The organism is Kitasatospora sp. NPDC057936 (assembly GCF_042887525.1).
Taxonomy (GTDB): domain Bacteria; phylum Actinomycetota; class Actinomycetes; order Streptomycetales; family Streptomycetaceae; genus Kitasatospora.
Genome location: NZ_JBHVPD010000025.1, coordinates 47,794 through 73,385, shown reverse-complemented (window position 1 = coordinate 73,385; position 25,592 = coordinate 47,794). Strand labels below are relative to the sequence as shown.

Sequence of the window (25,592 nt, the reverse complement as noted above, 5' to 3'; positions counted from 1 at the left end):
TCCGGGACCGCACGGGCCCACCCGGACGCACCGGCCGTCCCGCCCCCGGGAGCGGACCCAACACCACCGGCCGACCCGACACCCGGAGCCGACCCGACGCCACCGGCCGGCCCGGCCCCCGCACCCCCGTGGCACCCGGACGCCGACCGCCGTCCGGAGCCGGGTCACCGACCACAGCGGCCTGCCGGCGCCCAGCGCATTCGAGAACCCGGGACGCCCGTCCCGACAGATGGAGGTGACCGCGTGACTGCCGCGGAGCGTGACCGTACCGCACTGGCCGGCGCCCGGCTGGTCCTGCCCGGCGGGGTCGTCGAGGGCGAGCGGATCGCCGTCGAGGGCGACCGGATCGCGGCCATCACGAGTGGGGCGCGTGGTGGCGGGGCCGAGCCTGGCGACCTCGACCTGACCGGCCACACCGTCGTCCCGGGCTTCGTCGACCTGCACGTCCACGGCGGCGGCGGCGCGTCCTACGCCTCCGGCATCGCCGAGGAGGCGCTGCGGGCCGCCCGGACCCACCTCGAACACGGCACCACGACCACCATCGCCTCGACCGTCACCGGCGAGATCGACGAGGTCGCCCGCCAGGCCGCCGTGCTGTCCGAACTGGTCGAGGACGGCGTGCTGGCCGGCATCCACTTCGAGGGCCCGTTCATCTCCCGCAACCGCTGCGGCGCCCACCGCCCCGACCTGCTGCGCGACCCGGACCCGGCGCTGGTGCGCAAGCTCGTCGACGCGGCCCGCGGCCACGCGAAGATGGTCACCCTCGCCCCCGAGCTCCCCGGCGGCCTCGACTCCGTCCGGATGCTCGCCGACCTCGGCGTCATCGCGGCCGTCGGCCACACCGACTCCGACTACGCGACGACGCTGGAGGCCGTCGACGCGGGCGCGACCGTGGCGACCCACCTGTTCAACGCGATGCCGGCGATCGCCCACCGGGCCCCGGGCCCGATCGTGGCGCTGCTGGAGGACGAGCGGGTCACCGTCGAGCTGATCAACGACGGCGTGCACCTGCACCCGTCCGTCCTCGACCTCGCCTACGGCACCGCGGGCGCCGAGCGGGTCGCCCTGATCACCGACGCCATGGGCGCCGCGGGCATGGGCGACGGCCTCTACCCGCTCGGCCCGCTCCAGGTCGAGGTCAAGGACGGCGTGGCCCGGCTGGTCGAGGGCGGCTCGATCGCCGGCTCGACGCTCACCCTGGACGTCGCGTTCAAGCGCTCGGTCACCGTCAACGGCCTGACGCTCGACCAGGCCGTCCAGTCGCTCTGCACGACCCCGGCCCGGCTGCTCGGCCTGGGCGACTCCGTCGGCACCCTGGAAACCGGCAAGTACGCCGACCTGGTCGTGCTCGACTCCGCCACCCACGACCTCGTCGCCGTCATGCGCCGCGGCGAGTGGGTCGTCGGCGGCGACCGCTTCACCACCGTCAAGCCGGCCTGACCGGAGCCGCCTGACGGAACGCCGACGGCCGCCCTCCCCGCTTACCGGGGACGGGCGGCCGTCGGCGCGTCCGGGCCCGACCGGGCCGTCGTCAGCCCGTCAGCTGCTCGGCTCCACCGTGATCTGGTCGACCAGGATCGGCCCGCCGGACGGCACGGTCATCGTGATGGTGTTCGAACCGGCCTGGAGCTGCGGCAGTATCCAGGTGGAGTACCACGAGGACGCCGGGTCCTTGCCGGGCGAGTAGTTCTTGAAGGCCAGTCCGCTCGGCCAGTCCTTGCCGTTGACCGACGCCGCACCCCGCACGTCGCCGCCGGCGTTGTTGAAGTGCACGGTCAGCTTGTAGGTGCCGGCCGCGGCCACCTCACCGGTCCAGCTCAGCGAACCGCCCGGCTGGAGCGTCAGGTAGCTGCCGTCCGCGGACTTGGCGCCCTTGACGGTGTTTCCGGAGGGTGCGTTCTGGCCCTGGAGCTGTCCCGCGTCCACCGTCACCGGCCCGCCGGAGGCGGAGGCGCTCGGCGAGGCCGAGGCGGAGGAGGTCCCGGACGGGGTGCCGGAGCCGGTCGTGCTGGGAGCCACCGAGGCGGCGGTCTGCTGGCCGCCCTTGGCGGCCTTCTTGTCGTCGCCCGAGTCCCCGGTGGACAGCGCGATCCCGGCGCCGATCGCGATCGCCGCGATCACCGCCACCGCGCCGATCACCGCACCCTTGCTCCGGCCGCTGCTGCCCTGGCGGTCGTCACCCGGCTGCGGGCGGGAGTGCTCGGCGTAGCGGGTCTGCTGCGTGGGGACGCTGCCGTAGTCGGGCTGCTGCTGGCCGTACTGCTGCGGGTACGGCTGGCCGGGGCCCTGCTGCGGGGACCCTTGCTGGAAGTACTGCGGCTGCTGCTGCGCGCGCGGAGGGTAGGACTGCTGCTGGCCGTACTGGGCACGGCCGACCTCCATCGGGCGGCTGTACGGCGTACGCGGCACACCCTGCTGCGGCTCGGCCGACTGCCCGGAGGACCCGTCGGCCGGGCGGTAGAGGTAACCGAAGGGGTCGTCTTCCTGAGGGGCACCGCCCCCCGGGCCCTCGGGCGCTCCGTTGTTGCCGGCGGTCGTCACGGTGGTCAACTCCCCCATCGTTCGCGCCGCCGGGCCGGCGGCCCCAGGCGCAGGTCATGGACGCTCTCGTTACCGGGGAACCCTACCTGCCCGACCCGGCCGCCCGGAACGAGGGCTTGACAACCCGCCGGTAACCTGGGCCGCCAGGGCCCGGGTTCAGCCCGCCCGGCGGTGCGAGCGCTCGCCCCTGGCCCCGCGCACGGCGCCGCCCCTGGCCCGCTTCTCGTCGTACATCCGCTCGTCCGCCGTGTGCAGGACTTCCTCGATGCTCATCCCGCAGCCGGCCCAGCCGATCCCGAGGCTCACGCCCACCCGCATCGCCCGTCCGTCGATCCGCATCGGCGGGATGATGGCGTTGCGCAGCCGGTGGGCGAGGTCCTTGGCCTCCTCGCGGCCGATGCCGTCGGCCAGCACCACGAACTCGTCACCGCCGAGCCGGGCCACCGTGTCGCCGTCCCGGACGGCCTGGCTGAGCCGGCGGGCGACCTCGACCAGGACGGCGTCGCCCGCGTTGTGGCCGAACCGGTCGTTGATGGACTTGAAGCCGTCGAGGTCGCAGAAGAGCACCGCGAGCCCCTTGTCGACGATCGCGCCGCCGCCCGCGCCGGGGCGGAACGCTCCGGACCACGCCTCGCCGCCCGGGCCGTACTCGGCCGGGACCACCGCGTGCACGTGCTCCGGGTAGCCGGGACCGAACCCGGCGGCCCCGTAGCCCGCCACCTCGTAGCCCGTGACCTCGTAGCCCATGACCTCGTACCCGGCCGGGAGGCCGCCGTCCGCCGCCCCGAGCCCCGCCGGCAGGCTCCCGTCCGGCGCGCCGTACGTGTGCACCGCCCCGGCGTACGGTTCGGCGCCCTCCAGGCCGTCGTACGCGGCGTGCGCGCTGTACGAGTCGGCCGGGTAGCCGCCGTACGGCTGCGGGAAGGCCGCCTCCGCGGGGCCCGCGACCGCGCCGACGGTCTGCGGCTCGGGGCAGAGCCGGCGGGCCAGCCGGGCCTTCAGCTCGGCGCCGTTGGGCAGGCCGGTGAGCGCGTCGTGGCTGGCCCGGTGGGCGAGCTGGAGCTCGTGGCGCTTGCGGTCCTCGATGTCCTCGACGTGGGTGAGCAGGAAGCTGGGGCCCTCGGCGGCGTCCGCCACGACGGAGTTGCGCAGGCACACCCACTGGTAGCCGCCGTCCCGCCGGGAGAGCCGGAGCTCGGCCCGCCCGCTCTCCGCGCTGGTGCGCTCCAGCAGGGCGCGGTCGTCGGGGTGGACGAGGTCGACGAAGCTCTGCTGGCGCAGCACCGCGCGTGGTCGGCCGAGCAGGCGGCAGAGCGCGTCGTTGACCCTGGTCAGCTGGCCGCGCCCGGGGCCGCACAGCTCCGTGATGGCCATGCCGCTGGGCGCGTACTCGAAGGCCTGGCGGAAGCTCTCCTCGCTCGCCCGCAGCGCCTGCTGCTCCTTCTCCAGGCGGGCCAGGGCGCGCTGCATCTCGGCCCGCAGGCGGGCGTTGCCGATCGCGATGGAGGCCTGGAGCGAGAACATCTCCAGCGCCTCGCGGGTCCAGGCGCCGGGCCGCTTGCCGCTGCGCGGACGGTCCACCGACAGGACGCCGAGCAGGTCGCCGCCGGCGCTGTACATGGGGGCGAGCAGCCCGTCGGCGGGGTGCCAGTCGTTGGCGTAGACGGGCATCGGGCCGTCCCCGATCCAGCGCGGGATGTCGCTGGCGACGGCCCAGCCCCGGTCGTAGGGCAGGAAGCGCAGGGTGCCCCAGTGGTCGCTGACGCCGAGCAGCCGGTCCCAGGACTCGCGGGAGCCGACCTGGCCGAGCAGCACGGAGGGGCCGCCCATGGCGCTCTCCTCCAGCTCCCAGACGGCCGCCACGACGAGGTCGCCGTCGGGCCGCACCAGGCTCACCGCGGCGGCGTCGAATCCGAGCCCGTGGACCGCACCCTCGACGACGGCCTGCAGCGTGCCCGCCAGGCTGCGGGCAGCGTTGAGGTCCGCCACGACCCGGTGCAAGGTGCGGAGGGTCGCGAGACGGACGTACGGCTCCGACTCGGCTTCCATGCGGGGGCTCCCCGGCTGCTTCGGATAGTTCTTGATTGGTTATCGTCCGATTGCCAGAAGAACTGAATCACAGGGAGCACAGCGTTCGGCACGCTCGGTCAGCAATAGGCCACCACTTGTGACTTAAATCACACGACACTAATGCGCCCTTAATCAGCTCATCCGTCCCATAGCGGGACATAAAGCGCTATCGGAACATTTCTCGTGGTCGACCGCATTGCCCGCGCGCTGAAGCCGCCTGTCGCCCGGCAGGCCCCCTGCTCCACCCCTGCTTCACCCCTGGGGGTGAGTGAGGGCACCGGTCCCGGCCCTCACCCCTGCGCCGCTGGTCCTACGACCACGGCCCGATGTCGCGACCCGCGACCGCCAGCTACCGTGCGGTACGTGTACCCGTCCCCGCAGCCCGAAGCTGCCGCCCACGCCACGCCCGACGAGTTCCGGGCCGCACTCTCCCAGCTCGCCGCCGGCGTGAGCCTGGTGACCGTCCACGACCCCGAGGACGGCGAGGACATCGGCATGACCGCCACGTCCTTCCTCTCCGTGTCGTTGGAGCCGCCGCTGGTGCTGATCTCGGTCCGCGAGGACTCCCGGATGGACGAGGTGCTCGCCCGCGTGGACACCTGGGCGGTCTCGGTGCTCACCGAGGCCCAGAAGACGACCGGCTCCCGCTTCGCCATGAAGGGCCGGCTCAGTGACCGGCTGCTGTTCGCCGACACCCCGCACCACCGCGGCCCGGCCACCGGCGCCCCGCTGATCGAGGGCGCGCTGGCCACCGTCGAGTGCCGCACCGAGCAGCGGATACCCGCGGGCGACCACACGCTGCTGCTCGGGCGCGTCCTGGAGGCCGTCGTCCCGGACCCCGGCGGCCGGCCCCTGCTCTACTTCCGCGGCGGCTACCGCACGCTCGGCTGAGCCACCCCGCCGGCACACGGCGCGCTCGACCGGGCCACCGCGCCGACGGACCGGCGGGCGACTACTCGGCGGGCGACTACTCGGAGCGCGGCGAGCGCCGCCCCTCCTTCAGCTCGGAGCGGTGCCGCTTGTTGTCCAGCCGCCGCTCGACCATCCCACGGCTCGGCCTCGTCGCCCGGCGGGTCTTCGGCGGCGGCGCGCAGGCCTCGGTCAGCACCGCGGCCAGCCGGACCGCGGCCGCCTCGCGGTTGCGCCACTGCGAGCGGAACTCCGAGGCCTGGACCACCAGCACCCGGCCGTCCACCAGCCGGCCCGCCAGCCGCTCCAGGGCGCGCTCGCGCCACACCTCGGGCAGCGCCTTCGAGGCGGCCACGTCGTAGCGCAGCTCGACCTTGCTGTCGGAAGTGTTGACGTGCTGGCCACCGGGGCCGGAGGAACGGGAGAAGCGCCAGACGAGCTCGGCGTCGGGGACGACCACCGACCCCCGTACGCGGATGGGCTCGGGCATGCGCCCATCATCCCGCGCCCGGCCCGCCCGGTCACCCGGTTATCCGGCACGCACCCCGAGCCCCGACAATGGCGGTGTGATCGAGCTCGGCTACTCCCTCTCCAACCGCTTCCCCGACCCCCCGCAGACCGACTACCGCACCGCCTCCGTGCACGCCCTGCGGTACGACCTCTTCTGCGGCGACGTGTACCTGGACGCCGAGGGCGCGGAGCTCTCCACCGCCTGGGGCTGGGTCCCGGTGCTCGACTTCGCGTGGGCGCTGTGCGACATCGCCGAGGAGCTGGACCGCGACCCGGCCGGCGGCCGGGCCGCCCGTGTCCAGACCGCCGACCTCGACTTCACCCAGAACACCGAGCTGCTGCGCTTCGCCCGCCGCTTCAACTGGGTCGAGGTCGGCGCCACCTGGCTGCCCGACGAGCCGCCCGCGGTGGTGCGCCACGCCGATCTGCGCCGCGAAGCACGGGACTTCCTCCAGGACACCCTCGCCGACCTGTTCGACATGCACCCCGACCTGGCCGACAACCCCAACATCTGGTCGCTCCAGGGCAGGTTCCGCCGGATCTGACCCGTACATTGCCCGCGCTTTGCCAGAGCTTGGCGCCCACGCGAAAGGGAGGATCCCCGGTGGAACCAATCCACCGGACGATTGCGTTGTCCCGGGAAAAGCGAACGAAGGGACAGCGATCACCATGCCAGTGAGCCTCTCCAAGGGTGGAAACGTCTCGCTGACCAAGGAGGCCCCGGGCCTGTCCGCGGTCTCGGTCGGCCTGGGCTGGGACGTCCGCACCACGACCGGCGCCGAATTCGACCTCGACGCCAGCGCCATCGTCCTGAACGCGGACGGCAAGGTGCTGTCCAACGGCCATTTCGTGTTCTTCAACAACACCAGCACGCCGGACGGCTCCGTCGTGCACACCGGTGACAACCGCACCGGCGAGGGCGTGGGCGACGACGAGTCGATCAACGTCGACCTGGCCGCCCTGCCCGCCGAGGCCGCCCGGATCACCTTCCCGGTCACGATCTACGACGGCGTCGCCCGCAGCCAGAACTTCGGCCAGGTCCGCAACGCCTACATCCGCGTGGTGAACGCCGCCGGCGGCGCCGAGCTGGCCCGGTACGACCTCTCCGAGGACGCCGCGACCGAGACCGCGATGATCTTCGGCGAGCTCTACCGCAACAACGGCGAGTGGAAGTTCCGCGCCGTCGGCCAGGGCTACGCCTCCGGCCTGGCCGGCATCGCCCAGGACTTCGGCGTCCAGATCTGACGCCCGGGCCCCGGGCCCGAAACGCCGCGGCGCGGAACGTCGGTCGATCCGACGTTCCGCGCCGCGGTCGCGTTCGCGGGGCGTCAGCGCGAGGCGCGCAGCTCCGGGAGCTGGATCAGCTCCGTCTCCTCCTCCGGCGTCAGGTCGACGACGGTCGGCTCGCCCTGCTCCGGCGCGGCACCCCCGGCGTCCCGGGCCCCGCGGGCCTCCTGCGCCTCCTGGGCCTCCTGCGCCTCGGCCAGCGCCTTCTCGGCCACCGCCTCGTCGCCCACCACGTCCGCCAGGTCCGTCCGCTCGTTCAGCTCGGCGACACTGCCGACCGCCGGAGCCGGGGCCGCCGCCCGCACCGCGGCACCCGGACTGCGCCCGAAGAAGCTGAAGCCCTGCCCGCGCGCCTGGCCGGACTGCCCCGGGCGCGGACGCTGCCGCTCGGCCGGAGCCGCGGGCGCGGCCGGCGCACCGCCCAGCTGGCCCACCGTGGCGGTCAGCACCGGCCGCACCGGAGCCGCCTTCACCGGAGTCGACGCCGGAGCCTGCCGCGCAGCCGACTCCGGCGTCGGGACGGACGGGGCCACCGGGGCCGGCACCGCGGAAACGGGCACGGCGGCAACCTGCTTCGGGAGCACCGGAGCCTGCGCGGCCCGCGCCGGCGCGACGGGAGCCGTCCGCGCCCGCAGCGCGACCTCCGCGCCCGCCGACCGCTCGCGCCGCTCCTCCTGGGCCCGCGCGCGCCGCTCCAGCAGCCGCAGCACGGCACCGGCACGGACGAACGCGGCCGGACTGGCCGGGTACTTCGGACGGCTCGCGGCCAGCGCCCGCTGCGCCGCCTCGGCCTCCTTGAGCGCCTGCTCGGCGACCAGCACGGCCCGCTCGCGCAGCAGGCGGGCGATCTCGGTCTCGGCCTTCGCCAGGCGCGACTTCTCCGCGGTCAGCCGCCGCCCGAACCGGGTGGCCCGCTCCTCCGCGACCTCCGCCGCGTACTCGGCCTCGGCGAGCTGCTCCTCGAAGCGCTCCTCGGCCCGCAGCCGCTGCGCGACGGACGTCTCGGCCGCGGCCCGGGCCGCCCTGTCGCGCTGCTTCAGCAGGACCGCGAAGCCGAGCGTCGCGGACACCGCCGCGACACCCACCGAGCGGACCAGGATGGTGTCCTGACTGAAAAGCAGAGCGGCCAGAGCTGCGACGAGGAGCACGCCGGCTGCGGTGGGGGGAAAGACCCGGCCGAGGACGGAGGAATGACGGTGGCGTCCGCGAGACATGCCAAGAAACTAGCGTGCGAATTGGGGCCGTGTCAGCCCAGGGTCCGCTTTGACCCTTGACACTGTGCAAGATTTACCGCACGTGCCCGGCACTTCACTCAAGATCACGACAACTGCCCAGCTCAGCGGTGCGAGGCAGCCGGGCCACCCGGATCGTCGTGGTTCTCCGGCAGCTTGCACACATGCTGGAGCCAGAGCGCCGTCGCGATCACCGCGGCGCCCGCGAGCACCGCGAGGCCGGCCGTCACGGCCTGGTCCTTGCGCGCCGGCACGTCCAGCTCGCCGAGCAGGTAGATGCCCGCCCCCGCGTAGATCCCGGTGACCACCGCCGACACGAGCGCGCTGGCCTGCCCGAGCACCACGGCCCGGGCCGCGAGCAGCGGATCGACCCGCTTCGCGCCGGGCTGGCGCTCCCGCACCGCCTTCAGCCGGCCCCGCAGCGAGATCGTGGTCGCCAGGAGGATCACCGCCACCGCGGCCAGCACCACCGGCGCCGCCGCCGGCACGGCCGGCAGGGTGTCCAGGGAGGCCCACAGCTTGGCACCGGCCCAGGACAGCGCCGTCGTGGCGGCGGTGATGCCGATCAGCAGGCGGAGGCGAAGCAGCTTCACGCGGAGGAGGTCCTTCCCGGGGTACCAGAGACGGCCGCCCGGGAGCCCGGAGCGGCGGCGCCAGGCCACCGTACCGGGCCCGGCCGGGCGGACACCCGCACGGACGGCGGACACCTACTCGGACGGCCGGGCCCCCACCCGAGTTCCCCGGCCACCGGGCCGCCGAACCGCTACTCCGGCAGCGTCAGGCGGATGTCGTCCCGCCGGCGCACGCCCTGCGCGTCCGGGCCGCCGAGCTTCTCCAGCAGCACGGAGACCTGCCCGTACCCGGGCACCTCGGCGTCCGGCTGGGCGTCCAGCCACGGCGCCAGCACGAAGGCCCGCTCGTGCGAACGCGGGTGCGGCAGCAGCAGCTGCGGGTCGTCGCTGACGACGCCCTCGTACGCCAGGATGTCGACGTCCAGGGTGCGCGCGCCCCAGCGGACGGTGCGCACCCGCCCGAAGGCGTCCTCGATCGCGTTGCCGCGCTCCAGCAGGTCGAGCGGCGGCAGCGAGGTGCGCAGCACGACGACCGCGTTGTAGTAGTTGGGCTGCTCGTCCGGCCCGCCGACGGCCTCCGTCTCGTAGACCGCGGAGACGGCCTTGATCCTCAGCCCGGGGGTGTCGGCGAGGGCGTCCACGGCCCCCTGCAGGGTGTCCAGGCGGTTGCCCAGGTTGCTGCCGAGGGCGACCACCGCGCAGCGCTGGCTGTGCAGGGTCGTGTCGGCGGAGTCCACCCGGCTCTCCAGGTCGAACGTGCTCGGCGAGGTGGTCGGGTCGCTGTTCATCGAGATTCCTCTGCATCGGGTACCGGGCGCACGGCTGCGGTCATGCGCGCGTCCGGTGGATGGTCACGGTCACGTCGTCGAACGGCACGGTGATCGGGGCGTCCGGCTTGTGGACGGTCACCTCGACCTCCTCGACCGCGTCGTGCTTGAGGCACTGGTCGGCGATGCGCTGCGCCAGGGTCTCGATCAGGTCGACCGGCTCCCCGGCGATGATCGCGGTGACCTCCTCGGCCACGATCCCGTAGTGCGCCGTGCGGGTCAGGTCGTCGCCGGACGCGGCCGGGCGGGTGTCCAGGTACAGGACGAGGTCGACCACGAAGGTCTGCCCCTCGACGCGCTCGCGCTCGAAGACGCCGTGGTGGCCCCGGGCTCGCAGACCCCGCAGGGTGACGCGGTCCAGCAAACGAATCACTGCTCCCAGTCGGACGGGCCCCGCCCGAGGAAAAGGCACGGACGAGCAGGGCGAAGGCGGGCGGCAGGCCCGCCACTCCGTTTCGAATCTACCCGCGGGCACGGACAACGTCTGACCGTCCTACCCGGCACGAACCGTCGCCACGCACGCCGATCCGGCGATTGACGTGAACGTTCGGTGACCGATTCGAAATTCCCGGGCGACGCTTCGGCGGCGGTTTTCCCCGGCTCGCCCGGTCAGTCCTCGTCGTCCTCGTCTCCGCTGGTCAGCACGGGTGAACCGTGGTGCGACCAGAGCTTCCACCCGGCCGGGGTGCGCCGGAAGAGATTCGTCGAGACGACCTTTCCGCCGACCAGCGGACCGAGTTCGCCCTCCTCCTCGGCCTCCCCGCCGGAGAGGATGTTCTCGGTGCACGTGACAAGGGCCACATCGCCGTGCACCTCGGCCTCGACGTCGGTCAGGAAGAACTGGATGTACTCGGTGTTCATCATGATCAGCATGTACGACCGGGTCACCTGGGCCCGGCCGCGCAGCACCGGCCAGCCCGGGTGCACGCACACCACGCCGCCCTTGTCGTCCGCGTCCGCGGCGCCCAGCCAGGCGTCCTCGACCGCCTCCAGGTCCCCGCGCTCCAGCGCCTCGTAGAGCGCCCGGTTCGCCGCGAGCACGGCCTCCACGTCCGCCTCTCGCGCCCGTCCCGCCGCGGCCCCGCTCAACCTGCCATCACCTGCCACAGACCCTCCCGTTCTACCCCAACCGGGCCGCGCGCTGCCAGGCCGCGACCACCCGGACGGCATCCGCCGTCCCGGACACGTCGTGCACCCGCACCGCCCAGGCCCCGGCCCGGGCCGAGAGCACCGACACCGCAGCGGTCGCGTCGTCGCGCTCCCTGGCCGGGCGCAGCTCCCCGGTTTCCGGGTCGGCGAGCAGCGTACCCAGGAACCGCTTGCGCGATGCGGCGACGAGGACGGGACGGCCGAGCGCGGTGAGCGCGTCCAGCCGCCCGAGCAGCGCCCAGTTGTGCTCGGGGGTCTTGGCGAAGCCCAGCCCCGGGTCGAGGATCAGCTGCTCCTCCTTGACGCCGGCCGCCGCCAGCGCGTCCACCCGCGCGGTCAGCTCGGCGACGACGTCCCCGACGACGTCGCCGTACACGGCCAGCCGGTCCATGTCGGCGGACTGCCCGCGCCAGTGCATCACCACGAACGGCACGCCGGTCTCGGCGACGACGTGCGCCATGGCCGGGTCGGCCAGCCCGCCGGAGACGTCGTTGACGATCGCGGCACCGGCCGCCACGGCCCGCTCGGCGACGGAGGCGCGCATGGTGTCGATGGAGACCACGACCCCGGCGTCGGCCAGCTCGCGCACGACGGGCAGCACCCGGGCGAGTTCCTCCTCCTCGGTCACCCGCTGGGAGCCGGGCCGGGTGGACTCGCCGCCGACGTCCACCAGGTCCGCGCCGCGGGCCCGGAGCGCGAGCCCGTGCGCGATCGCGCGGGCCGGGTCGTGCCACAGCCCGCCGTCCGAGAAGGAGTCGGGCGTGACGTTGACCACGCCCATCACGGCGCAGCGGCCGAGCCGCGGCAGTCCGGCCGGAACGGAGAAGGACGGCGTATCGCTCATGCGCCCGCCTCGCTTCGCTCGGCGAGGGCATTCGCCCACGCGCGCCCTCCAATGATTCGCTCGCTGCGCTCGCTCATGCGCCCATTATCGAACGGGGCCCCCGCCGAGGATTCTCGGCGGGGGCCCACTGGGTCCTGCGGTGCCCGGATCGGGCCCGGTGCCTCAGGCGGCCTCGGTGACCTCGCGGGCGACGGAGTCCGGCATCAGGCCCTCGCGCTGGCGCTTGCGGCCGAAGCGCGGCATGCCGAGGGTGATGAAGGCCTCGGCCTGCATCGCGGCGAAGCCGATCCGCGGCAGGTCCCGGGTGCTCGGGAACACCAGGAAGCGCGGCTCCCACTCGGGCTGGAACTTGGCGTTGAACTTGTACAGCGACTCGATCTGGAACCAGCGCGACAGGAAGACCAGCAGGCCGCGCCAGGCCCGCAGCACCGGTCCGGCGCCGATCCGCTCGCCGCGGGCCAGCGCCGAGCGGAACATCGCGAAGTTCAGCGACACCCGGCGCACGCCCAGGTCGGGCACGGCCTGCAGGGCGGCGACGATCAGCAGCTCGTTCAGGCCGGGGTCGGCCGCGCGGTCGCGGCGCATCAGCTCCAGCGAGATGCCGTCCGGGCCCCAGGGCACGAAGTGCAGCACGGCCTTGAGGTCGTCGCCGGCCTCGCCCTCCTCGGGCGCCTTGTGGGCGGTGACCACGACGCAGTCGTCGTCGAGCGGGTCGCCGAAGCGGCCGAGGGCCATGGAGAACCCGCGCTCGGTGTCGGTGCCGCGCCAGCGGGCGGCGGCGTCGGCGATCCGGAACTTCTCGTCGAGGGTGAGGTCGCGGACGCGGCGCACCTTGCAGGAGTAGCCGTTGCGCTCGATCCGCTTGACCATCTGGCGGACGTTGCGCATGGCGCGGCCGGAGAGCGAGAACGCCGCGGTGTCGACGATCGCCTCGTCGCCCAGCTCCAGCGCGTCCAGGCCCGCCTCGCGGGTCCAGACCTCGCCGCCGACCTCGCTGCAGCCCATGACGGCCGGCACCCAGGCGTGCTCGCGGGCCTCGGCCATGAAGACCTTGATCGCGCCGGGCCAGGCCTCGACGTCGCCGACCGGGTCGCCGGAGGCGAGCATCACGCCGGAGACCACCCGGTAGGAGATGGCGGCCTTGCCGGTGGGCGAGAACAGCACGCTCTTGTCGCGGCGCAGCGCGAAGTAGCCGAGCGAGTCGCGCTCGCCGTGCCGGTCGAGCAGGCCGCGGACCTTCTCCTCGTCCTCCGGGGTGAGCTCGGGCTTCGGCTTGCCCGGGCGCAGCGCCAGGTAGGCGGTGGTGAAGGCGGTCAGCAGGCCGAGCCCGCCGAGCAGGTAGGCGACCAGGTCGGACATCCGCTCGTTGTTGTAGCGGATCGGGCCCTCGAAGCCGAAGAGGCCGTAGGCGACGTGCTCCAGCCGCTCGTAGAGGCCGGGGTGGCCGAGCTCGTAGCGGGTCCGGACGCTGACGATCATGAGGCCGAGCAGGACGCTGACGGTGCCCATGACGATCAGGTTGACCAGCGCGCGCCAGCGGGTGCGCGGGTCGGCCTTGGCGTAGAACTCGCGACGGTGCACGAGCATCACGGCGAAGACGACCAGGGAGACGACGGCCGGGCCGATCTGGTGCCAGCGCACGATGTGCAGCGCGGCACCGACCGGCAGCAGGACGCAGACCGCACGCCAGGCCCGGCGCTTGCGCCGGCGCAGCGCGTGCGCGAGCAGCACCAGCAGGAGGCCGATCATCAGCGTGCCGACCGCGGCCAGGGAGGTGGTCCCACCCGGCAGCTGTCCGGCGACGGTGTGCATCTTGGTGTGCCGGAGCTTGGGGAACACCGCACTGGCGATGTCCACCAGCCCGATCAGCAGACAGGCGTAGCCGACCGCACCGGGCAGCCAGGCCCTCGGGACGGCAGCGGCCTGGTTGCGCAGCGTCTGCAGACCGCGGCGGCGGCGCGGCTGCTCGGGGCTCGGCTCATCGGACACGGGAACACTCATGGGAGCTCAGCGTAGAGGCTGCGTGGGGCTGTCCTGTCACTCCGGGGGAGCACGTGTGATGGACCTTCATGCCTTTTCCTTCATCAGGCCATACGCGCACAAAGGAACCGGAAACGGACGGTAAACCGGTGCCGCGGCGCGCTGCGATCGAGCCGGGGGTGGGAGCCGGGGCCGCCGTCGCACGGTGCGACGAGGACCTCCGGGACGCGTTACGTACGGTGGACGCCGCATTCTAGGGCGCCGGTTGCCCCCCGCTCGTCCCCGGCCTCGCCGGACGGCCCCGGCCTCCGGACAGCCTAGTCGCGGTGGCCGCAGCTGACGGATCGCCAGACGATGAGGCGTGCACCGACAGGGTCCCATCGGAAGGCCGACGGCATGGAACTGACCAGCGACGCGCTGGTGGACTCGCTGCTCGCACTCGGCGCTGCGGCTCTCCTCACCACACTCTGGATCTGGCCCAGGCTCGCCCGGCAGCGCCCGCTGCCGGTCCTCGGCCGGATCGGCCTGCTGACGGTCACCCAGGCCTCGGTGCTGGCCGTGCTGGCGCTGTCGGTGAACAACTCCTTCGGGTTCTACACGTCCTGGGACGACCTGCTCAGCCCCGGCGGTGCCAAACTGGTCCTGACCAGCAACGAGAACCACAAGGGCGGCACCCCGGTCTCGGACGCGCTGGTCCAGCCCACCAACGAGGGCGGCCTGGAGTCGGTCCCGAACCTGCCCAAGGGCGCCCCCGAGGAGGTCGGCAGGATCGAGTCGGTCCGGGTCAGCGGCAAGGAGACGGGCTACTCCGACCAGATGTTCGTCTACCTGCCCCCCGAGTACTTCGACCCGAAGTTCGCGCTGGTCCGCTTCCCGGTCATGGTGGGCATCGCCGGCTTCCCCGGCACCACGCTGAACATGCTGAAGGAGCTGCCGGTCGTCCAGACCGCGGCGGACCTCCAGAAGAACGGCAAGATGCCGCCGACCATCGTCGTCCTGGCCCGCCCGACGGTCGCCCCGCCGCGCGACACCGAGTGCGTGGACGTCCCCGGCGGCCCGCGCACCGAGACCTGGTTCGTCAAGGACCTCCCGGAGGCGCTGGGCTCCACCTACCGGACCGGCCGCTCGGCGGGCTCCTGGGGCGTCTTCGGCTACTCGACCGGCGGCAGCTGCGCGATGCGGCTGGCGATGCGCTTCCCCAACGTCTACGGCAGCGCGGTCGGCCTGCACGGGGACTTCACCGTGCGCGAGGACCAGTTCACCGGCGGCAACCTCTTCAACGGCGACAAGGGCCTCGCCCAGCAGAGCGACCTCGGCTGGCGGCTGCAGAACCTCCCGGCCCCGCCCCTCAACCTCCTGGTGGTCTCCACCCGCAAGGAGGCCGACTACCCGCAGACCGTCCAGTTCGTCGAACAGGCCCAGCAGACCGCCGCGAGCAACCCCCAGTTCAAGGCCGAGTCGCTGTACCTGGACGACGGCGGCCACAACTGGGACAGCTGGATCCGGGAACTGCCGGCCTCGCTGGAGTGGATGGGCTCGCACCTCGGGTGACGCGCGCGGGTGATTACCCGCCGGTCGGGCCACCCGGCCGCCGACACCGGGGGAACGTATCGCGACCGCCCGTCCGGCCCCCGGAGGGCGCCGTCCGGATCCGCGCAGGAGGCGCCGTGCTGAGCACCCGCTCGCTCTTCAACGAGATCTACCGCAACGACGAGGCCTACCAGCTGTTCTGCAGCATCGCGGCCGGCGGCGAGGACCAGGGCGGCTGGGAGAACGAGCGGATCACCACGCTCACCCGGGACCCGGTCCTCGCCCCGAAGGTCGCCCGGCACGGCGCCGACGAGCGCAAGCACGGCCGGATCTTCACCCAGCTGCTGAGCAAGCGCGGCCTGCCCAAGGTCGCCGTCCCGGCCGACGCCGACTACTGCATGCTGCTGGAGGCCAAGGGCGTCGGCCTGTCCCACGAACGGCTGAACAGCGACCTCCCGCTGTCCGACCGCGAGATCATCACCTACCTCGCGCACAGCCGGGTCACCGAGCAGCGCGCGGCCGAGCAGATGCGCCAGCTGGTCAAGGTGTACGGGGACAACCCCGACCTCGGCCGCGCGATGCGGATGATCTCCGCCGACGAGGACAACCACCTCGCGTACTGCCACGAGGAGCTGCTGCGGCTGCGGGCCGAGGGGTACGGCCCGTACATCCGGCACGTCCTGGAGACCTGCGCCCGCGGCGAGATCCGCACCCACCGGGACGTCGGCCTCGCCGTGACCGCCCGGATGGCCCGGATCCTGGGCTGGCCGCGCTGGCAGCTGGCGGTCGTCACCCTCGGGGTGCGCGCCCTCTACCTGTACGACCGCGCGATCGGCTGGCGGCGGATGGTGCGGCTGCGGATGCCCGAGCGCCGCAACGCCCTGGGCACCCCGGCACCCCCGCACGCCGAGCACGAGGCGCTCTGAGCGCCTCCAGGGGCCCTGGCGGCCCCTAGCGCCCGATGATCAGGCTCATCGCCTCGGCCCGCGTGGCCGGGTCGCGCAGCTGCCCGCGGACGCAGGACGTGATGGTCTTGGCGCCCGGCTTGCGGATGCCGCGCATCGACATGCACATGTGCTCGCACTCGACGACGACGATGGCACCCCGGGGCTCCAGGATCCGCATCAGCGCGTCGGCGACCTGGCTGGTCAGCCGCTCCTGCACCTGCGGACGGCGGGCGTAGACGTCGACCAGCCGGGCCAGCTTGGACAGGCCGGTGATCTTGCCGCTGGTGGACGGGATGTACCCGACGTGCGCCACCCCGCGGAACGGCACCAGGTGGTGCTCGCAGACGGACGTCAGCTCGATGTCCTTCACGAGCACCATCTCGTCGTGGCCGAGGTCGAAGGTCGTCGTCAGGACGTCCTCGGGCTCCTGCCACAGGCCCGCGAATATCTCCTTGTAGGCGCGCGCGACGCGGGCCGGCGTCTCCAGCAGGCCCTCGCGGTCCGGGTCCTCCCCCACGGCGAGCAGGAGCTCGCGCACGGCGTTCTCGGCCCGCTTCTGGTCGAAGGTCCCGACGGTGGCCGGACCGTCGAGAGTCACCGGGTCGATCATGCGGGCCTCGCTTACTAGGGGGAACGTCGGGGCGAACAGCACGGATGCCGCGCCTCCAGGGTACAAACCCTGGTGACGCGGCATCCATTCCGTCCCGGGCTCCGCCGGGAGCGCCGGATCAGCCCTCCGCGGGCGGCTCGGCGGTCGGCAGCGGCGGGAGCTTCACGATGTCGACCGGAGCGGTGTCGGCCGTGGCGGCGGCGCCGTTGGTGAGCGCCAGCTCCTTGGGCGACTGCACCGGCGGCCGGGTGGACGGCGTGCGGCGGGAGGAACCCGTCCAGGCCGGCCGGGTCGGACGCTTGACGATCGGGGCGAAGATCTCGGCGATCTGCTCCTTGTTCAGGGTCTCCTTCTCGAGGAGCTCCAGGACCAGGTTGTCGAGCACGTCGCGGTTCTCGACCAGGATCTCCCAGGCCTCGTTGTGCGCGCTCTCGATGAGCTTCTTGACCTCTTCGTCGACCAGCCCGGCGACCTCTTCCGAGTAGTCGCGCTGGTGGCCCATCTCGCGGCCCAGGAAGGGCTCCGAGTTGTCGCTGCCGAACTTGATCGCGCCGAGGCGCTCGGTCATGCCGTACTGGGTGACCATGGCCCGGGCCGTCGCGGTGGCCTTCTCGATGTCGTTCGAGGCACCGGTGGTCGGGTCGTGGAAGACCAGCTCCTCCGCCGCGCGGCCGCCCAGCATGTAGGCCAGCTGGTCGAGCATCTCGTTGCGGGTGGTGGAGTACTTGTCCTCGTCCGGCAGCACCATCGTGTAGCCGAGGGCCCGGCCGCGGGACAGGATGGTGATCTTGTGGACCGGGTCGCTGTACTGGCAGGCCGCCGCGACCAGGGCGTGGCCGCCCTCGTGGTACGCGGTGATCTTCTTCTCCTTGTCGGACATGATCCGCGTGCGCTTCTGCGGACCGGCCACGACGCGGTCGATCGCCTCGTCCAGGATGCCGTTGTCGATCAGCTTCTTGTCCGAGCGGGCGGTCAGCAGAGCGGCCTCGTTGAGGACGTTCGACAGGTCCGCGCCGGTGAAGCCGGGGGTGCGCTTGGCGACGGCCGACAGGTCGACGTCGGGCGCGATCGGCTTGCCCTTCTGGTGCACCTTGAGGATGTCCAGGCGGCCCTGGAGGTCGGGGCGCTCCACCGCGATCTGGCGGTCGAAGCGGCCCGGGCGCAGCAGCGCCGGGTCTAGGATGTCGGGGCGGTTGGTCGCGGCGATCAGGATCACGCCGCCCTTGACGTCGAAGCCGTCCATCTCGACCAGCAGCTGGTTGAGGGTCTGCTCGCGCTCGTCGTGACCGCCGCCGAGGCCCGCGCCGCGGTGCCGGCCGACGGCGTCGATCTCGTCGACGAAGACGATCGCCGGGGCGTTCGCCTTGGCCTGCTCGAAGAGGTCGCGGACGCGGCTGGCGCCGACGCCGACGAACATCTCGACGAAGTCCGAACCGGAGATGGAGTAGAACGGCACCCCGGCCTCGCCCGCGACGGCTCGCGCCAGCAGGGTCTTGCCGGTGCCGGGCGGGCCGTAGAGCAGCACGCCCTTGGGGATCTTGGCGCCGACGGCCTGGAACTTGGCCGGCTCCTGCAGGAACTCCTTGATCTCGTGGAGCTCCTCGACCGCCTCGTCCGCGCCTGCGACGTCGGAGAAGGTGGTCTTGGGGGTGTCCTTGGTGAGCAGTTTGGCCTTGGACTTGCCGAACTGCATGACCCGGGAGCCGCCGCCCTGCATCTGGTTCATCAGGAACAGGAAGACCAGGACGATGATCACGATCGGCAGCATCGACAGCAGCAGGCTGACGAAGGTGCTCTGCTTCTCCGGGCTGATGGTGTAGCCCTCGGCGAGCGTGTTCGGGTCGTTGTCGTTGATCTGGGCCTGGAGCTTGTCGGCGATCGCGACACCCTGGTCGCCGATGTACGAGGCCTGGAACTTGCTGCCGGACGGGGTCTTGCCCGTACCGGCGTTGGACAGCGTGGCGCCGTCCTTCAGCTGGATCTTGATCGTGTTCGAGTCACCGGTGGTGATCTGCGCCGACTTGACCTGCTTCGCGTCGATCGCTGCGACGACCTGACCGGTGTCCACCGTCTTGTAGCCGTTCGAGTCCGAAACGACCTGCATCAAAACGATGACGGCGAGGACGGCCAGCACGATCCACATGATCGGCGCACGGAAGTATCGCTTGACGTCCATCCATGCGGGGCGTTGCCGCCCCGTCCCTCCTGCCACTCAGCGGCGCCGGGGGGCTGTGGGCCGCGGCGCATCCGGAATCGGTGCTCATGTGAAGAGCGGTTTATTGGACCGTACCGCAGTCGGCCCCGCCCATGGCGGGAGCACGGCGACACGGTTGTGGTTCTTTGTCCCCCCGGTCAACGGGCGGGAACAACGTACTGTTCCCGCCCGTAACCCGAACGGGGCCCTCAGCCGCCGTAGACGTGCGGGGCGAGGGTGCCGATGAACGGCAGGTTGCGCAGCTTCTCCGCGTAGTCCAGGCCGTAGCCGACCACGAACTCGTTGGGGATGTCGAACCCGACGTACTTGACGTCGATCTCGACCTTGGCCGCGTCCGGCTTGCGCAGCAGGGTGCAGACCTCCAGCGAGGCCGGACCGCGCGAGCCCAGGTTGCCCAGCAGCCAGGACAGCGTCAGACCGGAGTCGATGATGTCCTCGACGATCAGGACGTCCCGGCCGGCGATGTCGGTGTCGAGGTCCTTGAGGATCCGCACCACGCCGGAGGACTTCGTACCCATGCCGTAGGACGACACGGCCATCCAGTCCATGGTGACCTGCGAGTGCAGGGCACGGGCGAGGTCGGCCATGACCATCACGGCCCCCTTGAGGACGCCGACGATCAGCAGGTCCTTGCCTGCGTAGTCCCGGTCGATGCGCTCCGCCAGCTCCAGGAGCTTGGCGTCGATCTCGTCCTTGCTGATGAGCACCTTCGCGAGGTCAGCGCCCATGTCGTTCTGGTCCACCGGGGATACGTCCTCAAACGTTCGGGGTCTGTGTGGCCGGCGGCCGGCTCCCCCGGGGCATGCCCGCCCGTCAGTCGCCCTGCCGCCGAAAGACCAGCGTGCCACACCGGCGGGTGGCCTCGACGCCCCCGGGTAGGTGCAGCGGTCCCTGACCCCGCCATCCGGTGACCAGCAGGTCGACGGTTTCCAGGTGACGGGCGAACAGGTCGCCGGCCGGGCAGCCGGCCCGGAGCGCCGCCCGGCGCAGCACCCGGCGGCGGACGGCGGACGGCAGCTCCGCCAGTTTGGCGGCGTCCAGGGTGCCTTCGCCGGTCCGGAGGTCCCGCTCGGCCAGGGCGGCCCACTGGTCGAGCGCGTCGGCGTCGTCGCGGAACAGCCGGGCGGTGCGGGCCAGGGCCTCGACCACGCCGCCGCCCAGGTGCTTCTCCAGCACCGGCAGCACCTCGTGGCGCACCCGGGAGCGGGTGTAGGCGGGGTCGCAGTTGTGCGGGTCGTCCCAGACCGGGATCGCCTGGGCGGAGCAGGCCTGCCGGGTGGCGGCCCGGTCCAGCTCCAGCAGCGGGCGGCGGTAACGGCCCTTCTGGGCGGGCATCCCGGCCAGCGAACGGGCGCCGGAGCCGCGGGCCAGGCCCAGCAGGACGGTCTCGGCCTGGTCGTCGCGGGTGTGGCCGAGCAGCACCGCGATCGCGCCGTGGCGCTCGGCGGCCTCGTCCAGGGCGGCGTAGCGGGCGTCCCGGGCGGCCGCCTCCGGGCCGCCGCCGCGGCCCACCCGGACCGAGATCGCCTCGACCGGGTCCAGGCCCAGCGAGCGCAGCCGCTCGGCCACCTGGGCGGCGCGCTCGTCGGAGCCCTCCTGGAGGCCGTGGTCGACGGTGACGGCGCCGACCCGCAGACCGATCTTGGGGGCCTCGAAGGCGGCGGCGATGGCGAGCGCCATGGAGTCCGCGCCGCCGCTGACGGCGACCAGGACGAGCGGCGAGCCGGGGGCGGCCGGGGTGCGGGGCAGCCCGGACGGGTGGCGGGCGGCGTTGCCGATCAGCGTGGTGCCGACGGCGGCACCGACCAGCGGCGCGTCGGCCGCGCGCTCGCGGGCCTCGCGGGCGGGTGCGGTGAAGGTGGAACCGGCCTCGGCGGCGAGGTCGGTGAGCGTGCGGCGGACGGCCAGGCGTATCGCGGCGACGGCGGGGTGTGGGCCCACGGCGGACGACTCCTCGACGGAGGGGGGACAGGACGGCGGTGGGCGCGGCGGGGACCGCGCACATGTGAGCACCCTGTTACCGGGCGCTCACAGATGGTGGCAGAAAGGAGCGACCCGCTACGCCACCCGCGCCACCGGTACGACCACCGTCCCACGTTCGGGTGAATGGAGAAACGTATCTTCTCCCTCGGTCTGCCCGATTGGACCACTCGTACGAACGGGTTTGAAACCCGGTTGACCGCCGCCGACCGGCGGCGGTCCGCTGCTGCCCCGTCAGCGGGCGACGCGGGCGACCCAGGCGGCCGGGTCGTGGATCTCCTCCTTGGTCGGGAGGGTGTTCGGGGACGTCCAGACCCGGTTGAACCCCTCCATCCCGACCTGCTCCACGACGCCCCGGACGAACACCGCGCCGTCCTGGTACTGGCGCAGCTTGGCGTCCATCCCGAGCAGCCGGCGCAGGAGCAGGTCCAGCCGGTTCGCGCCGCGGTCCCGGCGCTGCTGGAACTTCTCCCGGATCTCCGCGACCGTCGGCACCACCGACGGGCCGACCCCGTCCATCACCACGTCCGCGTGGCCCTCCAGCAGCGACATGACCGCCGTCAGCCGGCCCAGGATCTCGCGCTGCGCGGGCGTCTGCACGACCTCCAGCAACCCGGTGGACGCCCCGGCGGGCTCGCGGCCGCCGACGCCCGACAGGCCGCCGCCCAGCGCGCCGGCCGCGTCGCGCAGGCGGTCCAGCAGGGCGCCCGGGTCGACGTCCGTCTCGGTCAGGAAGGACTGCACCTCGGACTGGATGTGGTCGCGCAGCCAGGGCACCGCCGTGAACTGCGTGCGGTGGGTCTCCTCGTGCAGGCACACCCAGAGCCGGAAGTCGGACGGGTCGACGTCCAGCTCCCGCTCGACGTGCACGATGTTCGGCGCGACCAGCAGCAGCCGGCCCGGGCCGGGCCCATCCGGGCCGAGGCGCGGCTTGTCGAACAGGGCGGCCGGACTGTCCGGCGCCTCCAGCGAGGGCTCCGCGGGGGCGAAGGTCTCGTACTGGCCGAGCACCCTGGTCGCCAGGAACGCCAGCAGCGCGCCGACCTCGATGCCGGTGGCCTTCTCCCCGACCGAACCGAGCACGCCCGCGGCCGGGCCGTTCGCCCGGCGGGCCTGGAGCTTCTCCACCAGCGGCTGGACGACCGTACGGAACCCCGCCACGTTGGCCCGCACCCACCCGGGGCGGTCCACCACGAGCACGGGCGTCGCGACGGCGTCCGCCAGGCTCGTCGAACGCATCCCGGTGAACGCCCGCACGTGCTCCTCGGCCGCCAGGGCGTGCCGGCGCAGCTCGGCGACCACGGCCGCCGCCTCCGCACGGCTCACCTCCGGCCCCGGCCGCACCAGCCGGGTCGCGGTAGCGACCGCGAGATTCCAGTCGACCATGTCAGATCCGCCACTCGCGCTCGTCATGCCCTCACCGTACGTGCTCCGCCCCGCCCGGGGCAGCCACCGGCCCCACCCACGCCCTGCCCCATCCCGTCACCCCCCAACCACATCCGCCCCGGCCCCTCCGGGAGCCGACCGAACGGCCCGGCGCGCAACGATCGAAGGGCGCGGGCGGGGCCCAGGAGCGACGGGGGCGTGGCCCGAGCGCCCCTGGCGAGGCGGACCGCACTCGGCCGGCAGGCGGGCCGGCGTTTCGGCCGACGCGTTCGCCCGCCTTGGGGCCGCCGAGGGGACGCCGGAGGTGCGCCGCACGAGCGGCGACCGCCGACGCCGCTGGCGCCGCACGCGCTCGCCAGCGGTTGGTGGGCACGGGCCGACGAGGGCACCGTCCTCGGCGCAGCGGCCACCGATCGACGTACGCGGCACCAGCCCCGCGCCGGTTGGCGAGGACGGGCCGACGAGGGCACCGTCCTCGGCGCAGCGGCCGCCGATCGACATGTGCGGCACCGGAGGCGGACCGCCGACACCGTGCTGCCACCCCACGAGCCCCGCTGCCGGGCGGCCTATCGCGGCCAGGCGGGGCGCGCCGCCCACGTCCGCAGGGCGGTCAGTGGCAGCCGCAGGAGGTGAGGCGGGCGGCCACACGGTCGAGGGCGGCGCGGGCGGCGTCGGCGTCGGCGTCGGTGCGGGCCATGACGGCGAAGGCGAGGAGGCGGCCGTCGGCGTCGACGACCGTCCCGGCGAGGGTGTTGACGCCGCTCAGGGTGCCGGTCTTGGCGTGGATCAGGCCGGCCGCGTCGGCGGCGCCCGAGCCGGCGCCGTAGCGCTTGCCGAGGGTGCCGGTGAAGCCGGCGATCGGGAGGCCGGTGAGGACCGGGCGCAGGGTGGGGTGCTGGTCGGAGGCGGCCAGGGTGAGGAGCTGGACCAGGACGGCCGGCGGGATCGCGTTGCCGCGGTGCAGGCCGCTGCCGTCGTTGAGGGTCACGTTCGTCGTCGTCACACCGAGCCGGCCGAGCTCCTGCTTCACCGCGGTCGCGGCGCCCTCGAAGCTGGCGGGCTGGTGGGCGGCGATGGCCGCCTGGCGGGCGATCGCCTCGGCGATGGTGTTGTCCGAGGTGGTCAGGAGCCGTTCGACCAGCCGGGCGATCGTCGGCGAGTCGACCCGGCCGAGGACGGGGGCGGTGGCGGCGGCCGGGGCGGCGGCGGGCTTGGCCTTGCCGTCGACGGTGATGCCCTGGGCCTTGAGCAGGGCCGCGAAGGCGTCGGCGGCCGCGAAGGCCGGGTCGGCGACGCGCGCCGGCGCGTCCTCGCGGCTCTTCGGGTCGGCCTTGCCCTCGTCGACCATCAGCGGGACGACCAGCGGGATGTTCTCCGCGTCGTAGTTCTCGTGCCGCGGGCTGCCCGTGTACATCGACAGGTCGTAGTCCAGCCGGACCGTCGTCGTCCCGGTCTCCTTCAGGGCGGCGGCGGTCTGCCGGGCGAGCGCGTCGAGCGAGGCGGGGGCGGTGTCGGCGTCCGCGGGCCGGCCGGCGATCTGCACCTGATCGGCGGGCAGCACGGTGAGCGTAGGGTCGCCGCCACCCACGAGGGTGATCGCGCCGGGGTCGGCCCCCTTGACCACCCGGGTGGCGAGCCGGGTGTCGCCGGGGATCAGCGAGAGGGCCGCGACCGTGGTGGCGAGCTTGGTGGTGGAGGCCGGCGTCGCCGGGGTGTTCTCGCCGGAGCCGTACAGGAGTCTGCCGTCGGCGGCGTCCCCGACGGCGACGGTGACCGTGCCGAGGCTGCGGTCGCCAAGGGCGGCGGCGAGCGCCTGCTGGAGGCCCTGGGCGGTGGGCTGCGCGGTCTTGTCCCGGCCCGCCTCGACGGCGGCCAGGACGGCGCCCGGCGCCGGGGCCGGGCGGGCTAGCGGGGACGCGCTGCCGCCCGGGGCGGGGGTGCCGCCCTTGGTGGCCGGGGCGGACGTGCCCTGGCTGCCGGGGTCGCCGGAGCGCTTGCCCTTGCCGTGGCCGTTCCTGCCCTGGTCGCCCTGCCCCTGGTCGCCTTGGTCGTCCTGGTTGCCCTGACCGCCCTGGCCCCCTTGTCCGCCCTGGCCGCGGCCGCCGTCGCCGTGCCCGGCGCTGTGCCCGCCCGGCGTCGGGGACGGCTGCGCGTAGGCACCGCCGCCCGAGGCCAGGACCGTCCCGGTGACCAGCAGCGCCACCCCGAACAGTCCCGCGGCCGTCCCCCTGCGGCGGCGCCCCGCCCCGACCCCTGCTCCCACCGACCGGCCCCTTTCCCGAGCACTCGCTCCCGTAGGAGACACTTGGATTCTGTCAGTCCCTACCTTGGAGGAACCGTTGGAGTTCGACGTCCTTATCGAAATCCCGAAGGGCTCTCGTAACAAGTACGAGGTCGACCACGAGACCGGCCGTCTGCGGCTCGACCGGATGCTCTTCACCTCGACCCGCTACCCGGCCGACTACGGCTACGTGGAGGGCACGCTCGGCGAGGACGGCGACCCGCTGGACGCGCTGGTGATCCTGGACGAGCCGACCTTCCCCGGCTGCCTGATCAAGTGCCGCGCGATCGGCATGTTCCAGATGACCGACGAGGCCGGCGGCGACGACAAGCTGCTGTGCGTCCCGGCGACCGACCCGCGCTGGGAGCACCTGCGGGACATCCACCACGTGTCGGAGTTCGACCGTCTGGAGATCCAGCACTTCTTCGAGGTCTACAAGGACCTGGAGCCCGGCAAGTCCGTCGAGGGCGCCAACTGGGTCGGCCGCGCCGAGGCCGAGGCCGAGGTCACCGCTTCGATCAAGCGCCTGGCGGACCAGGGCGGCCACTGAGCCGTCGTTCCGATCTCGATCGAGACCGGTTCGAGGTAGTTCGAGATAGGTCGAGGTAGGTCGGGACAGCCCGGGGCCGGGGTTCGCGGAGAGTCTTCCGCGGCCCCGGCCCTTGCCGTGTCCGGGGCCCTGACGCATCGTTGTTTACCGACGGACTGTCGGCAAGATGTCC

General features: G+C 73.2%; 23 protein-coding genes. 7 read left to right on the top strand and 16 right to left on the bottom strand.

The window, feature by feature from the left end:
• Positions 1-243 precede the first annotated feature (243 nt).
• Entirely contained in the window at positions 244-1,440 is a 1,197-nt protein-coding gene (nagA, locus tag ACFVU9_RS16155) for an N-acetylglucosamine-6-phosphate deacetylase (protein ID WP_380435783.1), read from the top strand.
• Between the two features lie 99 nt (positions 1,441-1,539).
• On the opposite strand, the gene ACFVU9_RS16150 is transcribed toward nagA, so the two are convergent.
• Together ACFVU9_RS16150 and ACFVU9_RS16145 are read right to left on the bottom strand one after the other, a co-directional pair.
• Positions 1,540-2,550, bottom strand: a complete 1,011-nt coding sequence (locus ACFVU9_RS16150; RefSeq protein ID WP_387593778.1) for a hypothetical protein — start codon at positions 2,548-2,550, stop codon at positions 1,540-1,542.
• A 147-nt stretch (positions 2,551-2,697) separates the two neighbouring features.
• Entirely contained in the window at positions 2,698-4,590 is a 1,893-nt protein-coding gene (locus ACFVU9_RS16145) for a diguanylate cyclase domain-containing protein (protein ID WP_380435779.1), read from the bottom strand.
• A 384-nt stretch (positions 4,591-4,974) separates the two neighbouring features.
• Here ACFVU9_RS16145 and ACFVU9_RS16140 point away from each other — a divergent pair, with 384 nt between their 5' ends.
• A complete protein-coding gene (locus ACFVU9_RS16140) occupies positions 4,975-5,502 on the top strand; it encodes a flavin reductase family protein (protein ID WP_380435777.1) in 528 nt (175 codons plus the stop codon).
• Positions 5,503-5,578: 76 nt separating this feature from the next.
• Here ACFVU9_RS16140 and arfB read toward each other — a convergent pair whose 3' ends face one another.
• Positions 5,579-6,010, bottom strand: a complete 432-nt coding sequence (gene arfB, locus ACFVU9_RS16135) for an alternative ribosome rescue aminoacyl-tRNA hydrolase ArfB (RefSeq protein WP_380498602.1) — start codon at positions 6,008-6,010, stop codon at positions 5,579-5,581.
• Positions 6,011-6,086: 76 nt separating this feature from the next.
• Here arfB and ACFVU9_RS16130 point away from each other — a divergent pair, with 76 nt between their 5' ends.
• Positions 6,087-6,575, top strand: a complete 489-nt coding sequence (locus ACFVU9_RS16130) for a hypothetical protein (protein ID WP_387593775.1) — start codon at positions 6,087-6,089, stop codon at positions 6,573-6,575.
• A 124-nt stretch (positions 6,576-6,699) separates the two neighbouring features.
• A complete protein-coding gene (locus ACFVU9_RS16125) occupies positions 6,700-7,275 on the top strand; it encodes a TerD family protein (protein ID WP_380435771.1) in 576 nt (191 codons plus the stop codon).
• A gap of 83 nt (positions 7,276-7,358) precedes the next feature.
• On the opposite strand, the gene ACFVU9_RS16120 is transcribed toward ACFVU9_RS16125, so the two are convergent.
• From ACFVU9_RS16120 to ACFVU9_RS16090, 7 genes are all read right to left on the bottom strand, one after another.
• On the bottom strand, positions 7,359-8,465 hold the full coding sequence (locus tag ACFVU9_RS16120) for a hypothetical protein (RefSeq protein WP_387593773.1): 1,107 nt from the start codon (positions 8,463-8,465) through the stop codon (positions 7,359-7,361).
• A 188-nt stretch (positions 8,466-8,653) separates the two neighbouring features.
• A complete protein-coding gene (locus tag ACFVU9_RS16115; protein WP_359967523.1) occupies positions 8,654-9,142 on the bottom strand; it encodes a DUF3180 domain-containing protein in 489 nt (162 codons plus the stop codon).
• Positions 9,143-9,312: 170 nt separating this feature from the next.
• Positions 9,313-9,909, bottom strand: a complete 597-nt coding sequence (gene folK, locus ACFVU9_RS16110) for a 2-amino-4-hydroxy-6-hydroxymethyldihydropteridine diphosphokinase (protein ID WP_387593771.1) — start codon at positions 9,907-9,909, stop codon at positions 9,313-9,315.
• A 40-nt stretch (positions 9,910-9,949) separates the two neighbouring features.
• Positions 9,950-10,309, bottom strand: coding sequence for a dihydroneopterin aldolase (folB, locus tag ACFVU9_RS16105; RefSeq protein WP_329932371.1), 360 nt, complete (start codon positions 10,307-10,309; stop codon positions 9,950-9,952).
• A 248-nt stretch (positions 10,310-10,557) separates the two neighbouring features.
• Positions 10,558-11,037 (bottom strand): nuclear transport factor 2 family protein, encoded by a 480-nt coding sequence (locus ACFVU9_RS16100; protein WP_363651121.1) that lies wholly within the window; start codon positions 11,035-11,037, stop codon positions 10,558-10,560.
• Positions 11,038-11,068: 31 nt separating this feature from the next.
• Positions 11,069-11,941 carry a dihydropteroate synthase gene (gene folP / locus ACFVU9_RS16095; protein WP_380441106.1) on the bottom strand — a complete coding sequence of 291 codons (873 nt, stop codon included), beginning with the start codon at positions 11,939-11,941 and terminating at the stop codon, positions 11,069-11,071.
• 162 nt (positions 11,942-12,103) lie between these two features.
• Positions 12,104-13,942, bottom strand: a complete 1,839-nt coding sequence (locus ACFVU9_RS16090; protein ID WP_380441108.1) for a phosphatidylglycerol lysyltransferase domain-containing protein — start codon at positions 13,940-13,942, stop codon at positions 12,104-12,106.
• 375 nt (positions 13,943-14,317) lie between these two features.
• Between ACFVU9_RS16090 and ACFVU9_RS16085 the strand changes: the two genes are divergently transcribed.
• Positions 14,318-15,472: an alpha/beta hydrolase gene (locus ACFVU9_RS16085; protein ID WP_380506351.1), complete on the top strand. Its 1,155-nt coding sequence runs from the start codon at positions 14,318-14,320 to the stop codon at positions 15,470-15,472.
• A 116-nt stretch (positions 15,473-15,588) separates the two neighbouring features.
• On the top strand, positions 15,589-16,377 hold the full coding sequence (locus tag ACFVU9_RS16080) for a ferritin-like domain-containing protein (protein WP_380441112.1): 789 nt from the start codon (positions 15,589-15,591) through the stop codon (positions 16,375-16,377).
• Between the two features lie 25 nt (positions 16,378-16,402).
• On the opposite strand, the gene folE is transcribed toward ACFVU9_RS16080, so the two are convergent.
• From folE to dacB, 6 genes are all read right to left on the bottom strand, one after another.
• On the bottom strand, positions 16,403-17,008 hold the full coding sequence (folE, locus tag ACFVU9_RS16075; protein ID WP_380441113.1) for a GTP cyclohydrolase I FolE: 606 nt from the start codon (positions 17,006-17,008) through the stop codon (positions 16,403-16,405).
• A gap of 118 nt (positions 17,009-17,126) precedes the next feature.
• Positions 17,127-19,184, bottom strand: a complete 2,058-nt coding sequence (gene ftsH / locus ACFVU9_RS16070) for an ATP-dependent zinc metalloprotease FtsH (RefSeq protein ID WP_380441115.1) — start codon at positions 19,182-19,184, stop codon at positions 17,127-17,129.
• Positions 19,185-19,411: 227 nt separating this feature from the next.
• Positions 19,412-19,966 carry a hypoxanthine phosphoribosyltransferase gene (gene hpt / locus ACFVU9_RS16065; RefSeq protein WP_030059589.1) on the bottom strand — a complete coding sequence of 185 codons (555 nt, stop codon included), beginning with the start codon at positions 19,964-19,966 and terminating at the stop codon, positions 19,412-19,414.
• 70 nt (positions 19,967-20,036) lie between these two features.
• Positions 20,037-21,164 (bottom strand): tRNA lysidine(34) synthetase TilS, encoded by a 1,128-nt coding sequence (tilS, locus tag ACFVU9_RS16060; protein WP_387593768.1) that lies wholly within the window; start codon positions 21,162-21,164, stop codon positions 20,037-20,039.
• Positions 21,165-21,437: 273 nt separating this feature from the next.
• On the bottom strand, positions 21,438-22,616 hold the full coding sequence (locus ACFVU9_RS16055; protein ID WP_380441119.1) for a zinc-dependent metalloprotease: 1,179 nt from the start codon (positions 22,614-22,616) through the stop codon (positions 21,438-21,440).
• 583 nt (positions 22,617-23,199) lie between these two features.
• A complete protein-coding gene (gene dacB, locus ACFVU9_RS16050) occupies positions 23,200-24,852 on the bottom strand; it encodes a D-alanyl-D-alanine carboxypeptidase/D-alanyl-D-alanine-endopeptidase (protein WP_387593766.1) in 1,653 nt (550 codons plus the stop codon).
• Positions 24,853-24,928: 76 nt separating this feature from the next.
• Here dacB and ACFVU9_RS16045 point away from each other — a divergent pair, with 76 nt between their 5' ends.
• Positions 24,929-25,420, top strand: a complete 492-nt coding sequence (locus ACFVU9_RS16045; RefSeq protein WP_329932372.1) for an inorganic diphosphatase — start codon at positions 24,929-24,931, stop codon at positions 25,418-25,420.
• Positions 25,421-25,592: the final 172 nt, after the last annotated feature.

Bases quoted from the DNA above. Each gene is read 5' to 3' on its own strand.
- arfB (WP_380498602.1), bottom strand. From the start codon at position 6,010: ATGCCCGAGCCCATCCGCGTACGGGGGTCGGTGGTCGTCCCCGACGCC.
- ACFVU9_RS16055 (WP_380441119.1), bottom strand. From the start codon at position 22,616: ATGACGAGCGCGAGTGGCGGATCTGACATGGTCGACTGGAATCTCGCG.
- ACFVU9_RS16125 (WP_380435771.1), top strand. From the start codon at position 6,700: ATGCCAGTGAGCCTCTCCAAGGGTGGAAACGTCTCGCTGACCAAGGAG.
- folE (WP_380441113.1), bottom strand. From the start codon at position 17,008: ATGATCGACCCGGTGACTCTCGACGGTCCGGCCACCGTCGGGACCTTC.
- ACFVU9_RS16145 (WP_380435779.1), bottom strand. From the start codon at position 4,590: ATGGAAGCCGAGTCGGAGCCGTACGTCCGTCTCGCGACCCTCCGCACC.
- ACFVU9_RS16085 (WP_380506351.1), top strand. From the start codon at position 14,318: ATGGAACTGACCAGCGACGCGCTGGTGGACTCGCTGCTCGCACTCGGC.
- folP (WP_380441106.1), bottom strand. From the start codon at position 11,941: ATGAGCGATACGCCGTCCTTCTCCGTTCCGGCCGGACTGCCGCGGCTC.
- ftsH (WP_380441115.1), bottom strand. From the start codon at position 19,184: ATGGACGTCAAGCGATACTTCCGTGCGCCGATCATGTGGATCGTGCTG.
- folK (WP_387593771.1), bottom strand. From the start codon at position 9,909: ATGAACAGCGACCCGACCACCTCGCCGAGCACGTTCGACCTGGAGAGC.
- ACFVU9_RS16090 (WP_380441108.1), bottom strand. From the start codon at position 13,942: ATGAGTGTTCCCGTGTCCGATGAGCCGAGCCCCGAGCAGCCGCGCCGC.